The organism is Halomonas sp. A11-A (genome assembly GCF_003182195.1).
Lineage (GTDB): Bacteria > Pseudomonadota > Gammaproteobacteria > Pseudomonadales > Halomonadaceae > Halomonas > Halomonas alkalicola.
This window is the reverse complement of the sequence record NZ_QGTM01000001.1, coordinates 215,262-229,796: the sequence shown is the minus strand read 5'-3', so window position 1 is coordinate 229,796 and position 14,535 is coordinate 215,262. Positions and strand designations below refer to the sequence as shown.

Here is a 14,535-nt window from a genome sequence, read left to right as displayed (position 1 = left end):
TGGATAAGGACTTCCGCATGAGCGGCGAAGTACTGATCAATCTGACGCCGATGGAGACCCGCGTCGCCGTGGTGGAGAACGGCGTGCTGCAGGAAGCCTTCATCGAGCGCAGCCGCCGGCGCGGTATCGTCGGCAATATCTACAAGGGCAAGGTGGTCCGGGTGCTGCCCGGCATGCAGGCGGCGTTCGTCGATATCGGCCTCGACCGCGCCGCCTTCATCCACGCCCATGAGGTGATGCCCCCCGGCACCCCGGCCGAGGAGCAGCTCTCCATCGGCCAGCTGCTCCACGAGGGGCAGGCGCTGGTGGTGCAGGTCACCAAGGACCCCATCGGCTCCAAGGGGGCTCGGCTCACCACCCACCTGTCAGTGCCATCCCGCTACCTGGTCTATATGCCCGACGCCCCCCATCACGGGGTCTCCCAGCGCATCGAGGACGAGCGCGAGCGGGAGCGGCTGCGCGACCTGATCGAGGAGGCCCAGGGCCAGCAGAGCCTGGAGGTGACCGGCGGTTTTATCGTGCGCACCGCCGCCGAGGGGGTGGGGCTGGAGGAGCTCGCCACCGACATGCACTTCCTGCTGCGGCTGTGGCGCAAGGTGAGCGAGCGCAAGGTGACCGCCGGCGCGCCCAGCGTCATCTATGACGACCTGCCCCTGTTCATGCGCATCCTGCGCGACGTGATGCGCGACGACATCGAGAAGGTGCGCATCGACTCCCGAGAGAACTACGTCAGGCTGATCGAGTTCGCCGAGGAGTTCATGCCCGACGCCGTGGAGCGCATCGAGCACTATGCCGGCGAGCGGCCGATCTTTGACCTGTTCAGCGTCGAGGACGAGATCCAGAAGGCCTTGGGCCGCAAGGTGCAGCTCAAGTCCGGGGGGTATCTGGTGATCGACCCCACCGAGGCGATGACCACCATCGATGTCAACACCGGCGGCTACGTGGGGCACCGCAACCTCGAGGAGACCATCTTCAAGACCAACCTCGAGGCGGCCACCGCCATCGCCCGCCAGCTGCGCCTGCGCAACCTCGGCGGCATCATCATCATCGACTTCATCGACATGGAGGATCCGGAGCACCAGCGCCAGGTGCTGCGCATGCTCGAGAAGTCGCTGGAGCGCGACCACGCCAAGACCAAGTGCACCGGCGTCACCGAGCTGGGCCTCGTCCAGCTGACCCGCAAGCGCACCCGCGAGAGCCTGGAACAGACCCTTTGCGAGGCCTGTTCCACCTGCGGGGGGCGCGGCACCCTCAAGACCCCGGAAACGGTCTGCTACGAGATCTTCCGCGAGATCCTCCGCGAAGAGCGCGCCTACAGCGCCGAGACCTACATGGTGCTGGCGGCCCAGGCGGTGGTGGACCGCCTGCTCGACGAGGAGTCCGCCGCGGTGGCCGACCTGGAGGAATTCATCGGCAAGCCGATCCGCTTCCAGGTGGAGACCCACTACTCCCAGGAGCAGTACGACATCGTGCTGATGTGAGCCCATGTCTCCGATTCGCCTGGTGACGCGCTGGAGCCTTACCCTGGTGGCGCTGCTGCTGGCGTCGCTGGCCCTGCTGCTGCTGGCGCTGCGCCTGGCGCTGTCGCTGGCCGACGGGCTCACCCCGAACCTCGAGGCGCTGCTCTCGGCGCGCTTCGGGGCCGAGGTGCGCATCGCCGAGCTGGAGACCCGCCTGGCGGGCCTCGACCCCTCGCTCTCCCTCGACGCCCTGAGCATCCGCACCCATGAGCGGGCGGTGCCGCTGCTGGAGGTGGAGAGCGGCCGGCTGCGCCTGGATAGCCTGGCTTCCCTGCGCGCCGGGGTGCCAGTGGTGGAGGATGCCAGGCTCTCCGGGGTGACCCTGCACCTCTACCAGACCCTCGAGGGCGGCTGGCACTGGCCCGACCCCGCCGAACTGCCCCCCGAACTCCAGCCCCGCGGCGAGCTCGACCTTGAGCGCCTCGACTTCTGGGTCGGGGTGCTGCTGCGCCAGCGCGCCTGGGTCGAGGACCTGCGCCTGGTGCTGCACGGACGCGAGCGGCGCGTGGTGCTCGAGGCGCCGCGGCTGTTGATGACCGGCGATGACCGACGCGCTCACCTCGAGGGCGAGGTGCGTCTCGAGGGGGATCCCGACGCCGCCATGCAGGCCGCCCTGGAGGTGTTCCCCGGCCCTGGGGGCTTTCGCGACTTCAGCGCCGCCCTGCAGGCCGACATGCGGCTCGACAGCCTGATCAGCCTGGTGGAGGTGCTGAGCCGCAACGAGCCCCTGCGCCTCGATGAGTCCAGCGGCCTGGCGCGGTTGTGGGGCCGCTGGCACCGCGGCCAGCTGGCCGATGCGCGTCTGGACCTGGGGATCTCGCGGCTGGCGGTGAGCCACGCCGATGAGAGCGGTGAGCGTCACGCCATCGAGCTCACCGATGTGGAGGGGCGCGGCCAGTGGCTGCGCCGCGACGGTCGCTGGGAGGCCTGGTTCGAGGGCGATGCGGAGAGCTCCGAGTCGGCGGAGCCCGATGACCTGGAGGCGCCCTGGGGGCCGGCGCTGCCGCACCGCTGGCAGCTCGCCGGCGATGCCGACGGCTGGTGGCTGGATACCAGCGGCTTCGATCTGGGGTCGCTGGCCGCCTGGCGTCACCGGGTACCGCTGCCGGAGGCCCTGGCCCGGGTGGTGGATACCCTGGACCCCCGCGGTCAGGTCAACGGCTTCCGCCTCGGCCATCGCGAGGGCCAGTGGCTAGCCCGCGCCGCCCTCAGCGGGGTGGAGGTCTCGCCCTGGGAGCAGGCGCCCGGCGGTGGCCCCGTGGACATGTGGGTCGAGGCCCGCGACCTGACCGGGCGGGTGCGCTTCGCGGGAGAGCCGGGGGCCAGCCTGCACTTCCCCACGCTGTTCCAGGGACCGATGGAGCTGGACCATGCCGCCGGCGAAGTGCTGTGGACCTATGACGGCCCGCGCAGCCTGGTCAGCGGCCGCGAGCTGCGGGTGGGCTGGAACGGCGCCGAGGTGGAGGGTGGCTTCGGCCTCGCCGTGGGTGGCGGGCAGCGGGGCGGCTTCGGCCTCTCGCTGGGGTTCCGGGAGGTGGACGCCGTGGAGACGCCGCTGTCGGAGTGGCTGCCGTTGGGCATCCTCGGGGAAGAGCTGCGGACCTGGCTGGACGGCGTGGCCGGCCGGGTGCCCGAGGGCTCGCTGCGCCTGCATCTCCCCCTGGCCGGCGGTGCGGAGCGCATCGACCCGAGCTTCGGCCTGGAACTCGCCATCGAGCAGGGGCGTCTCGCCTTCGATCCGGCCTGGCCGCCCCTCACCGACGTCGAGGGCCGGCTCTCCCTGCAGGACACCATCCTGGCGGCGAGCCTCGACCGGGCCGAGAGCCTGGGGGTGGCGGCCCGCAACGGCCAGGTGCGCCTGGTCGATGAGCGCCTCGAGGTGAAGGGGGAGCTCGCCGCCTCGGCGGACGCGCTGCGTCGCTACCTGCTGGCCATGCCGGTGGAGGGCATCGAGGCCGTCGCCGACTGGCAGGCCGAGGGGGAGGCGGAGGGGCGCCTGCAGCTGGCGCTGCCGCTGGGTCAGTCCGACGAGCCTGGCGGGCTCGAGCTCGATATCGAGACCGAGGTCGCCTTCCCACGGCTGGAATACCGTCCGCTGGAGCTTAGGTTCAGCGATCTCTCGGGTCCTCTGAGCTGGCGTCAGCGGGGCGAGGAGGGGGGCCTTGTGGGGCGCATCGAGGGGCGGCTGCTGGGCGGGCCGGTGAGCGCCGATGTCGATACCCTGGGGGGCGGCCTGGGCCTCGCCGGCAGCGCCGAGGCCGCGGCCCTGGCGCGCTGGGCCGGACTGGCCGACAGCGCCGACCTGGCGAGCGGGCGTTTCGCCTGGCAGGGGCGGCTGGCCATCAGCGAGAACCGCGTCCATCTCGGCCTCGACAGCGGCCTGGAGGGGCTGGCCACCTCGCTGCCCGCCCCGCTGGGCAAGAGTGCCGCCGAGCGGCGCCCGCTGCGGCTCGACATGGATCTGACCGAGAGGCGCCTCGAGGGGCGCCTGGGCGACGAGCTGGCGCTGCGCTGGCGCGCCCTGCCCGGAGACGGGCCGGGCCAGGGACAGGTCTGGGTGGGCAGGGTGCCGACCGCAGGCTGGCCCGAGGGGGAGGGGTGGTGGGTCGATGCCTATCAGCCGCGCCTGGACCCGGCGCGCTGGGTCGAGGCGCTGGGCGGGCTCGGTGGCCTGGCGGGCGGTGAGGGGGGCACGGCCCTGCGAGAGATGCGCCTGGCCACCGACTGCCTGGAGAGCGAGAGCCGTTGCATCGGTTCGCTGGCGGCCGAGGGCCGGTCCCAGGCGGGGGGTGGCTGGAGCCTGGCGCTGGCCGGCAGCCTGCTGGCCGGCCAGCTCGACTACCGGCCGAACCTCCCCCAGCCGCTTGACATCAGCCTGATGCGCCTCTCCCTGGATGGCCTGGCCCCAGGGCCCGAGGCCATGGGGTCGCTGTTCGATGAGATCGCCACCCCACCCGAGCCCGCGCCCTTCCCCGGCTGGGTGAGAGGGCTGCCCGACGGCCGCCTGCGCATCGCGGACATCGAGCGCGGCGGCCAGCGCCTGGGGCCCTTCACGGCGCGCTGGCAGGCCACCCCGGAGCGTCTCACCATCGCGCCGCTGGGGCTGACTCTGGGCGAGATCAGCGCCCGGGGCGAGCTGGTCTGGGAGGCCGCCGGGGCCGCCGACACCCTGACCCGGGCGCGGCTCGACCTGGACGGCCGCGACCTGGGCACGGCCATGGAGCGGCTTGGCCAGACCGCGGTGATCCGCAGCGCCGAGACCCGCGTCGCCAGCCAGCTGGCCTGGCCGGGGGCGCCTTGGCAGTTTGCCCTGGAGCGCTCCCGGGGCAGCGTGGAGGCAGAGCTGCGCGACGGCCGCTTCGTCAATGTCGCCTCGGCGTCCGCCCGCCTGGTGGGGCTGCTCAATGTCGACAACCTGGTGCGCCGGCTGCGCCTGGACTTCTCCGACGTCACCGGCCAGGGCACCGCCTTCGATCGTGTCACCGGCGCCGCGACCCTGTATGGTGGCATCCTGGAGACGCGCGGGCCGGTGGAGATCGAGGGGCCGGCCACCCGCTTCACTCTGGACGGTCGCGTCGACCTGGTGCGGCAGGAACTCGACCAGCGGCTGAGCGTCACAGTGCCGGTCAGCCGCAATCTGCCGCTGGCAGCGGTGATCGCTGGCGCCCCGATGGTCGGCGGAGCCCTGTTCATCGCCGACCGCCTCTTCGGTGACGCCCTCGACCGCGTGACCCGAATTCATTATCGTGTGCGGGGTCCCTGGACCGCGCCCGAGATCTCAGTGGAAAGTGCCGAATGACTGCATCCCGACGTTCCCTGCTCGACGAAGCCGAAGCCATCCTGCTCACCCCCGGGGGGCTGACCCTCGATGACCTGGACCTCGGCCTCGGCCATGCCCTGGGCCCCGGCATCGACTACGCCGACCTCTACTTCCAGCGCAGCTGGCACGAGGGCTGGGTGCTGGAGGAGGGCGAGGTCAAGGAGGCGAGTTACAACATCGACGGCGGCGTCGGCGTGCGCTCCCTCTCCGGCGAGAAGACCGGCTTCGCCTACTCCAACCAGATCACCGCCGACGCCCTGGCCGAGACCGGCCGCACCGCCTCCGGCATCGTGCGCAGCGGTGCGCGCCTGTCGCTGCCGCCGCGGGTGGTGGTGCAGGGCGAGGCCCGCTATGGCGGGGTCGACCCCCTCACCGGCCTGTCCGCCGAGGAGAAGATCGCCCTGCTCAAGGAGGCCGACCGAGTGGCCCGTGCCGCCGACCCGGCGGTGAGCCAGGTCAACGCCTCCCTCACCGGTGTCCATGAGGTGGTGCTGGTGCGCGCCAGCGACGGCACCTTGGCGGCGGACATCCGCCCCCTGGTGCGCTTCAACGTCAGCGTGATCGTGGTGCGCAACGGCCGCCGCGAGCGCGGTAGTGCCGGGGGCGGCGGCCGCTACCCCATGGCCCGGCTGCGCGACGAGGGGGTGGCCGAGCGCTTCGCCCGGGAGGCGGTTCGCCAGGCGCTGGTCAACCTGGAGGCCATCGATGCCCCGGCCGGCCAGCTGCCGGTGGTGCTGGGGCCGGGCTGGCCCGGCATCCTGCTCCATGAGGCGGTGGGCCACGGCCTGGAGGGCGACTTCAACCGCAAGGGCAGCTCCGCCTTCGCCGGGCGGATGGGCCAGCGGGTCGCGGCCCGGGGGGTGACCGTGGTCGACGACGCCACCCTGGTCGACCGCCGCGGCTCCATGACCATCGACGACGAGGGCACGCCGGGGCAGTGCACGACGCTGATCGAGGACGGCATCCTCACCGGCTACATGCAGGACAAGCTCAACGCCCGGCTGATGGGCATGGCGCCCACCGGCAACGCCCGGCGGGAGTCCTTTGCCCACCTGCCGATGCCGCGCATGACCAACACCGTCATGCTGGCCGGCCAGGACGACCCCGCGGATATCCTCAAGAGCGTCAAGCGTGGCCTCTATGCGGTGAGCTTCGGCGGCGGCCAGGTGGACATCACCTCGGGCAAGTTCGTCTTCTCGGCAAGCGAAGCCTACCTGGTGGAGGACGGCAGGATCACCGCGCCGGTGAAGGGTGCGACCCTGATCGGCAACGGCCCCGAAGCCATGGGGCGGGTCTCGATGATCGGCCACGACATGGAGCTGGATACCGGCATCGGCGTGTGCGGCAAGGAGGGCCAGGGGGTGCCCGTCGGAGTGGGCCAGCCCACCCTGAAGTTGGACGAGCTGACGGTGGGCGGCACGGCGTCCTGAGGGAACGTGCCTGCGCTCGCCCATACGGCGTTGGCGCTCGGCTCGCCATGCTCATTTAGGGTCCCTAAACTCCGCTGGCTCGCCGAACGCCGCCGGTGACCCACAGGGATGTGGGAAATGCGTAGGCCCGCAGGGAGCGGGTCTAGCCCTGGCCATCGCTCGGCGACGTTCCGCGAGAGGGTGCTACAGCCCCGCGGTATCGCGGATCAGCTTGAAGAGCTTGCGGGCGCTGGCGGGGGGCTTGCCCCTCTCGCGCTCGCGCTGGGCGTTGCGGATCAGCTGACGCAGCGCCTGGCGATCGACCTCGGGGAAGTCGGTGATGAAGGCCTCGACGGCGGCGTCGCCCTCGTCGAGCAGGCGGTCCCGCCAGGCCTCCAGCCGATGGAAGGCGTGGTCGCGGCGCAGCTTCTCCTGCTCGATCTCGTCGTAGACGGCCTTGATCGCCTCGAGGTTCTCGCGGCGCATGACCTTGCCCACGTACTGCATGTGGCGCCGGCGCCCCTCGTGGGAGCGCACGCGCGAGGTCTCCTCCACGGCGGCCAGCATGTCGTCGGAGAGGGGGAAGCGGGCGCGCTCGGCGGGGGTCATGGCGATGATCGCCTCGCCCAGCGCCTGCAGGGCATGCATCTCCCGCTTGAGCTGGGACTTGCTGGGGCGTTCGTCTTCGTCGGGCTGCTGCTGGATCAGCTGGTCGAGCAGTTCGAGGGGGGAATCCTGGGACATGCCGCATCCATGGTTGGGCTTGAGAATAGCCACAGTATACCAGCCCGCGGCGGCGGGCTTGAGCGCAACATCACGAAGAGTTGGCCCGCAGGGCCGGCAGACGAGGAGAGACCCATGACACAGGCATTCGATGCCGCCGCCCAGCAGGCCCTGCTGGAGACCCGCGCCCAGATGGCCCTGGAGCTGGCCCGTCGGCTCGGCGCCGACGCCTGCGAGGTGGGCGCCAGCGTCGACCAGGGCGTCGGCGTAAGCGTGCGTGAGGGCGAGGTGGAGACGGTGGAGCTCTCCCGCGATCAGGGCATCGCGGTGACGGTCTACGTGGGCAAGCGCAAGGGCAGTGCCTCCTCCACCGACGCCGGGGAGGCGTCGATCCGTGCGGTGGTGGAGAAGGCCCTGGCCATCGCTCGCCACACCGGCGAGGACCCCGCATCGGGGCTGGCCGATGCCGAGCTGATGGCGCGTGAGCTGCCCGACCTCGACGTCCACCACCCCTGGGCACTCTCCACCGAGGAGGCCATCGAGCTGGCACTGGCCTGCGAGTCCGCCGGCCGTCGCCGCCCGGGCATCATGAGCTCCGACGGCGCCTCGCTCTCCAGCGGCGAGGGCGTGCGGGTCTATGCCAACAGCCACGGCTTTCTGGGCAGCCAGCGCGGCAGCCGCCACTCGCTCTCCTGCATGCTGATCGCCCAGGACGAGAGCGGCATGCAGCGCGACTACGACTACACCAGCGCCCGCCATCCCCGCGACCTGCTGGCACCCGAGCGGGTGGGCGAGAGCGCCGCCGAGCGCACCCTGCGTCGCCTGGGCGCCGGTCGCCCGGCGACGGGGCGAATGCCGGTGCTGTTCGATCCCACCCTGGCGTCGGGCCTGGTCGGCTCGCTGATGGGGGCCATCGCCGGCGGGGCCCTCTATCGCCAGGCCTCCTTCCTCTGCGACCGCCTCGGCGATGCGCTCTTCCCGGAGTGGTTCAGCCTTCAGGAGCGCCCCATGGAAATGGGCGCCATGGCCAGTTCGCCCTTCGACGGCGACGGCGTGCAGACCCGCGACAACGTCTTCATCGAGCAGGGGCGCCTGGCCAGCTACATGCTCTCCGCCTACAGCGCCCGGCGGCTGGGGATGCAGACCACCGGCAACGCCGGGGGCGCGCGCAACCTGCGCATCGAGGCGCCGCTGGCCTCGCGCGAGGAGCTGCTCTCGCGCATGGGGCGCGGGGTGCTGGTCACCGAGCTGATGGGGCAGGGGGTCAACGCCGTGACCGGGGACTACTCCCGGGGGGCGGCGGGCTTCTGGGTGGAGAATGGCCAGATCCGGCACCCGGTGGAGGAGTTCACCATCGCCGGCAATCTGGAGGCGATGTTCAAGGGGCTGGCCGGCATCGGCAGCGACACCGATACCCGCGGCAGCATCCACACCGGCAGCTGGCTGATCGACGAGATGACCGTGGCGGGTAGTTGAGGGTCACTCATCCTCGTCGAAGCGGGCCTCGAACAGCGCCTCGATGGCGTCGAGGGCCGCCTCGGCGTCCTCGCCCTCGGCGGTCACCGTGAGCTCGGTGCCGCAAGGAGCGGCGAGCATCAGCAGCGACATGATGTTGGCGGCGTCGCCGCGCATGGGCCCGTTGGCCACGCTGATGGAGGCGGCGAAGGGCTGGCAGCACTGCACCAGCTTGGTGGCGGCGCGCGCATGCAGGCCGCGCTTGTTGCTCAGGGTCAGCTTGCGTTGCGGCACGCTCAACTTCCTTGATGAGGTGTGACGTCGGTCGCCGGATCCGGCAACGGGAGCAGGGTGTCATGGATGCCCAGCTCGCGATGGCGGAGCCGGACCAGGGGGTGGGAGGCGGCGAGGCTCGCGGCCAGGCGCTCCGCCAGGTAGACCGAGCGGTGCTGGCCGCCGGTGCAGCCGATGGCCACCGTGAGGTAGCTGCGGTGGCTGGCCAGGTAGGCGGGCAGCCAGCGCTCCACCCAGGCCTGGATATCGGCGCGCATCGCCTCCACCAGGGGGTAGGTCTCGAGGAACTCGATGACCGGCGCGTCGCGGCCGGTGCTGGCGCGCAGCTGCGGGTCCCAGTAGGGGTTGGGCAGGCAGCGCGCATCGAACACCAGGTCGGCGTCCAGCGGCACGCCGCGCTTGAAGCCGAAGGACTCGAAGGTGAGGGTGAGCTGGTCGGGCTGGTGGAGTGCCACCTGGTCGGCGATACGGCGCCTCAGTTCGTGGACCGATAGCCGTGAGGTATCGATGACCAGGTCGGCCAGGTCGCGGATCTCGGCGAGGGCCAGCTCCTCGGAATCGATCGCCTCGGCCAGGGTCATCTGGCTGTCCCGGGTCAGCGGATGGCGACGCCGGGTGGCAGAGTAGCGTTCGAGCAGGATGCGCGCATCGGCGGTGAGGTAGATCACCTGGCAGGCGATGCCCCGGGCCTGGAGCGCCTGCAGCTGGCCGGGAAAGCTCTGCAGGGCCTGGGGCAGGTTGCGGGCGTCGATGCTGACGGCGATGGAGGAGCGCGGCGACTCCGAACTGCCCAGCTCATCGACCAGCGAGCCGAGCAGCATGGCCGGGAGGTTGTCGATGGCGTAGTAGCCGAGATCCTCCAGGGCCTGCAGCGCGATCGATTTGCCCGAGCCGGAGCGGCCGCTGATGATCACGAGCTGCATGGGGGGATCTCCTGGTCGTCAATCTGGCTGGTCGGCCCGTGAGCGCTACCCCTGCCGTCGAATCGCCTCAACGAGCCGTTCGTGCAGTTCACGCTGGCTTTCACTGCGGCGCAGCCCGCTGCGAGTGTCGGCGTCGTTCATCACCCCGGCCACCTGGGCCAGCAGCGCCAGGTGAGCCTCATCGGCCTCCTCGGGGACCAGCAGCACGAACACCAGATCGACGGGTTCGCCGTCGATGGCATCGAAGTCCACCGGCTCAGCCAGCTTCAGGAAGCCGGCGATGGGGGCCTTGCAGTGGGGGCTTCTGGCGTGAGGGATGGCCACCCCGTTGCCGATGCCGGTGCTGCCCAGGCGTTCGCGTCCGATCAGCCGGCTGAACACCTCCTGGCTGTCGAGGCTCGGCGTATTCTGGGCGATGAAGGTGCTGAAGAACTCCAGCACCCGTTTCTTGCTGCCCCCGGGCACGCCGAACAGGGTGCGCTCCGGGGGCAGGATGGCTTCCAGTGTCATGATGGGCTCAACGAGCGCCGGCGCCCTGGGCGCGGGCCTGGGCCTTCTCCTTGTGCTTGACCAGCTGGCGATCCAGCTTGTCGGCCAGAGCGTCGATGGCGGCGTACATGTCAGTGTCCTGGGCTTCGGCATGCAGGTCGGCGCCGGCGACATGCAGGGTGCAGGCGGCGTGCTGGCGCTCCTTCTCCACGGACAGGGTCACCTGCACGTTGGTGATGTTGTCGTAATGGCGCTCCACGCGAGCCAGTTTCTCGTTCACATAGCCACGCAGGGCATCGGTCAGTTCCACATGATGGCCGGTGATATTGACTTGCATGACACGCTCCTTGCTCGTCGTTAGTGGTGATTCGATTGTAACCCTTTTTCCTGCCTTGCATACCCCCCGTGACGGAGACGCCGCGCGCCGCGGTGATGCAGGTCATCGCGACCTTCGCTCGTGCCCGGGAGACGCTGCCCGGATCGTGCGGATGGGGCATGCTGGGGAGTGGGGTTCAGCGCAGCCGCTTGCGCTCGCTGGAGGAGGGGATGCCCATGGCTTCGCGGTACTTGGCGACCGTCCGCCTGGCCACCTGGATGCCGGCCTCCTCGAGCAGGGTCACCAGCTTGCTGTCGGAGAGCGGCTTGCGCGGCGGCTCCTCCTGGATCAGCTTGCGGATCCGTGCGCGGATGGCGGTGCTGGAGTGGGCGTCGCCCTCGCCGTTGCCGCCCACCTGGCTGGAGAAGAAGAACTTCAGCTCGAACACCCCCCGGGGAGTGTGGATGTATTTCTGGGTGGTGACCCGGGAGATGGTCGATTCGTGCATCTCCACGGCCTGGGCGATGTCGGCCAGGATCAGCGGCTTCATCGCCTCCTCGCCCTGCTCCAGGAAGTCGAGCTGGCGGGCCATGATCTCGCGGCCCACCCGCAGCAGGGTGTCATTGCGGCTGGAGAGGCTCTTCATCAGCCAGCGCGCCTCCTGCAGGTGGTCCTTGAGGAACTGGTTGTCCTGGCTCTTGTCGGCGCGGCGGATCAGCGCCGCGTAGTCGGGCTGGATGCGCAGCCGGGGCAGCGCCTCCTGGTTGAGCTCCACGTGCCAGCCGCGGCTGTCCTGGCGTGCCACCAGGTCGGGGATCACGTAGTCGTTCTCGAGGCTGGAGTAAGCGCTTCCGGGGCGCGGGTCCAGGGAGCGGACCAGGGCGATGGCCGTTTCCAGGGCGTCGTCGTCGAGGCCGAGGCGGCGCTTGAGCAGGCGACGGTCGTCGCCGGCCAGGGCCTCGAGGAACTGGCGCACCAGGCGGCGCGCCTGGGGCAGCAACGGGGTGTCGTCGGGCAGGGCGGCGAGTTGCAGCATTAGGCACTCGCGCAGGTCCCGGGCGAAGACGCCGGTGGGTTCGAACTGTTGCAGGCGCAGCAGCACCTGCTCCACCTCGGCGCTGCGCAGGCCGCCGAGCCCCTGGGACTTGAGGCCGTCGCGGATCTCGTCGAGGGGTTGCGCCAGGTAGCCCGCACTGTCCACGGCATCGATCAGACTCTCGGCGATCTGCTTCTCGCGGGGGTCGAGGTCGGTCATCGCCAGCTGCCAGGCCAAGTGTCCCTGCAGGCTCTGGGCGCTGGCCTCGCGTTCGAAGTCGGGGCCCTCGCTGCCGGCCGGCATCGACAGATCCTGGTAGGTGTCCGACCAGTCGCTGTCGGTGCTGAGTTCGTCGGGAATTTCGCTGGCCCAGTCGTCCTCGGGAGGCTCGCTCACCGACTGCTCGCCGAAGCCCTCGTCTAGCTCCAGCATGGGGTTGGACTCCAGCGCCTGCTGGATCTCCTGGCGCAGGTCGAGGGTGGAGAGCTGCAGCAGGGCAATCGCCTGCTGCAACTGGGGCGTCATGGTCAGCTGCGTGCCGACGCGGAGCTGAAGGGAGGCTTTCATGGCCATCGTGATCGTCTGCCCTCTTGTGCCGGGAAGTGGCCGGAAGGCCTCACCCTAGCGCGGGCGACGCGGGCATGCAAGCGCTTGTTAAGCAACTTCTGTGCCACCCGCAATCGGTATGCCGTCATCTAATAACGACAGGCATATCAGGGGATTGTGGTCAGAGCCGGAAGTCCTCGCCCAGGTAGACCTCGCGCACCCGCTGGTTGGCGAGGATCGCCTCGGCGTTGCCCTCGGCGATGATCTTGCCGTCACCGACGATGTAGGCGGTGTCGCAGATATCCAGAGTCTCGCGCACGTTGTGGTCGGTGATCAGCACGCCGATGCCGCGGGCCTTGAGCTGGCGGATGACCCCCTTGATCTCGCCCACCGAAATGGGGTCGACGCCGGCGAAGGGCTCGTCGAGCAGGATGAAGGCGGGCTCTGTGGCCAGGGCACGGGCGATCTCCACACGCCGTCGCTCGCCGCCGGAGAGGCTCATGCCGAGGTTGTCGCGGATATGGGTCACGTGAAACTCCTCGAGCAGCTGCTCGAGGCGGGCGCGGCGCCCCTCACGGTCGAGATCCTTGCGGGTCTCGAGGATCGCCATGATGTTGTCGGCCACCGACAGCTTGCGGAAGATCGACGCCTCCTGGGGCAGGTAGCCGATGCCGGCCCGGGCGCGCTGGTGCATGGCGGCCTGGGACAGGTCCAGGTCGTCGATGGCCACCTCGCCGGCGTCGGCGCGCACCAGCCCCACGATCATGTAGAAGGAGGTGGTCTTGCCGGCGCCGTTGGGGCCGAGCAGGCCGACGATGCTGCCCTGGCGGATGGCCAGGCTGATGTCCTGGACCACGCGGCGACGCTTGTAGCTCTTGGCCAGGTGGCGGGCATGGAGGGTCTTCATGGGCGGCCTTACTGCTCGGGCTGTAGGGTCATGCGGATGCGCTGGCGTCCTTCGACACCCTCGCCCTCGCTGCGGGCCTGGACCACGCGGCGGTCGAGGAAGTACTCCAGATAGCCGCCGTCGAAGGTATCGCCGCCCTGGTGCAGCTCGGCGCGGTCGATCAGCTCCATACGCCGCTCGGCCACGTGGTAGATGATGGTGCGGCCCCACCCGCGCACCATGGGCTCTGAGGGGTCGGGCTGCTGCTCCAGATAGGCGCGCTCGCCGGTGGCGATGGCGCGGGAGAGCTGGCCCTGGGCGTTGCGCTGGATCTCCACCCGATCGCCGGTCAGGCGCATGCTGCCCTGGCGGATATCCACCTCGCCGGTATAGACCGCGGTGCCGGCGCGGTCGTCCAGGTCGAGCCGGTCGGCCTCCACCTCGATGGGGGCCTCGGCATCGCGGCCCTGGGCCAGGGTCGGCGCGGCGACCAGCGGCAGCAGCAGGCAGAGCAGCAGGGCGGAGGTTCGCTTCATGGCTGGGGGTCCTCTCGGGTCTCGGGCGGATGGTGGCCGCGCACATTGTCGGTCAGTCGGGCGCGGTTGTCATGGAGCCAGGCGTCGAAGCGCTCGCCGCTCATGCGCTGGGGGGGCTGCTGGAGCAGGGCCGGGGTGTCGCTCCAGGCGTGACCGCTCTCGGCGTCGTAGTGGAGCACCTCGGTGTCGAGCTGCCAGCGCTCCTCGGGGGCGTGGAGCCTGGCGCTGCCGGAGAGGGTGAGCGGGTTGCCGCCGGGACCCAGCACGCCGCTGTCGGCCTCGGCCAGCCATACCCGGCCGGCGTTGTCGTAGAGCCGGGCGTCGGGAGTCTCGAGGCGGGTGACGTCGTCGTGGGGCGTGTGCACCAGGCGTGGCGTCTCGATGCGCTGATGGGCGCGCCCCTCGCCGTCGAAGCGGGTCAGTCGTGCCCCCTCCAGGTAGAAGTCCGGCTCGCCGGCTTCGTCCCGGGGGACCGCGCCGGGCTCCCTGACGCTGCGCGAGTCGAGCAGCACCAGCATGCCACCCAGCGCCAGCAGCAGCAGGAAGAGCCAGACCCGAAACGACGGCCGCGGCAGGGCCATG

General features: G+C 70.5%; 13 protein-coding genes. 4 read left to right on the top strand and 9 right to left on the bottom strand.

Features of this window, described 5'->3' with window-relative positions; genetic code table 11:
* The first annotated feature begins 17 nt into the window (after window positions 1-17).
* From rng to tldD, 3 genes are read left to right on the top strand one after another with little or no spacing between them, the layout of a single operon-like run.
* Window positions 18-1,481: a ribonuclease G gene (gene rng, locus DER72_RS01095; RefSeq protein WP_110068160.1), complete on the top strand. Its 1,464-nt coding sequence runs from the start codon at window positions 18-20 to the stop codon at window positions 1,479-1,481.
* A 4-nt stretch (window positions 1,482-1,485) separates the two neighbouring features.
* Window positions 1,486-5,319: a YhdP family protein gene (locus tag DER72_RS01090; RefSeq protein WP_110068159.1), complete on the top strand. Its 3,834-nt coding sequence runs from the start codon at window positions 1,486-1,488 to the stop codon at window positions 5,317-5,319.
* Window positions 5,316-6,770 (top strand): metalloprotease TldD, encoded by a 1,455-nt coding sequence (gene tldD / locus DER72_RS01085; RefSeq protein WP_110068158.1) that lies wholly within the window; start codon window positions 5,316-5,318, stop codon window positions 6,768-6,770. Before DER72_RS01090 ends, tldD begins: the two co-directional genes overlap by 4 nt.
* Window positions 6,771-6,953: 183 nt before the next feature.
* On the opposite strand, the gene yjgA is transcribed toward tldD, so the two are convergent.
* The gene (yjgA, locus tag DER72_RS01080) at window positions 6,954-7,493 is read right to left on the bottom strand and encodes a ribosome biogenesis factor YjgA (RefSeq protein WP_110068157.1); all 540 of its coding nucleotides are present in this window, start codon (window positions 7,491-7,493) and stop codon (window positions 6,954-6,956) included.
* A gap of 114 nt (window positions 7,494-7,607) precedes the next feature.
* Between yjgA and pmbA the strand changes: the two genes are divergently transcribed.
* Entirely contained in the window at window positions 7,608-8,948 is a 1,341-nt protein-coding gene (pmbA, locus tag DER72_RS01075; RefSeq protein WP_110068156.1) for a metalloprotease PmbA, read from the top strand.
* A gap of 3 nt (window positions 8,949-8,951) precedes the next feature.
* Here pmbA and DER72_RS01070 read toward each other — a convergent pair whose 3' ends face one another.
* From DER72_RS01070 to lptC, 8 genes are all read right to left on the bottom strand, one after another.
* Window positions 8,952-9,221, bottom strand: coding sequence for an HPr family phosphocarrier protein (locus DER72_RS01070; RefSeq protein WP_110068155.1), 270 nt, complete (start codon window positions 9,219-9,221; stop codon window positions 8,952-8,954).
* A gap of 2 nt (window positions 9,222-9,223) precedes the next feature.
* Window positions 9,224-10,144, bottom strand: coding sequence for an RNase adapter RapZ (gene rapZ / locus DER72_RS01065; RefSeq protein ID WP_110068154.1), 921 nt, complete (start codon window positions 10,142-10,144; stop codon window positions 9,224-9,226).
* A gap of 45 nt (window positions 10,145-10,189) precedes the next feature.
* Window positions 10,190-10,654 carry a PTS IIA-like nitrogen regulatory protein PtsN gene (ptsN, locus tag DER72_RS01060; protein WP_110068153.1) on the bottom strand — a complete coding sequence of 155 codons (465 nt, stop codon included), beginning with the start codon at window positions 10,652-10,654 and terminating at the stop codon, window positions 10,190-10,192.
* Window positions 10,655-10,661: 7 nt separating this feature from the next.
* Window positions 10,662-10,970 (bottom strand): ribosome hibernation-promoting factor, HPF/YfiA family, encoded by a 309-nt coding sequence (gene hpf / locus DER72_RS01055; RefSeq protein WP_110068152.1) that lies wholly within the window; start codon window positions 10,968-10,970, stop codon window positions 10,662-10,664.
* Between the two features lie 175 nt (window positions 10,971-11,145).
* Window positions 11,146-12,558, bottom strand: a complete 1,413-nt coding sequence (locus tag DER72_RS01050; protein WP_110068151.1) for an RNA polymerase factor sigma-54 — start codon at window positions 12,556-12,558, stop codon at window positions 11,146-11,148.
* A gap of 154 nt (window positions 12,559-12,712) precedes the next feature.
* Window positions 12,713-13,438, bottom strand: coding sequence for an LPS export ABC transporter ATP-binding protein (gene lptB / locus DER72_RS01045; protein ID WP_110068150.1), 726 nt, complete (start codon window positions 13,436-13,438; stop codon window positions 12,713-12,715).
* An 8-nt stretch (window positions 13,439-13,446) separates the two neighbouring features.
* The gene (lptA, locus tag DER72_RS01040; RefSeq protein WP_110068149.1) at window positions 13,447-13,953 is read right to left on the bottom strand and encodes a lipopolysaccharide transport periplasmic protein LptA; all 507 of its coding nucleotides are present in this window, start codon (window positions 13,951-13,953) and stop codon (window positions 13,447-13,449) included.
* Entirely contained in the window at window positions 13,950-14,534 is a 585-nt protein-coding gene (lptC, locus tag DER72_RS01035; protein WP_110068148.1) for an LPS export ABC transporter periplasmic protein LptC, read from the bottom strand. Before lptC ends, lptA begins: the two co-directional genes overlap by 4 nt.
* Between the last annotated feature and the right edge of the window lies 1 nt (window position 14,535).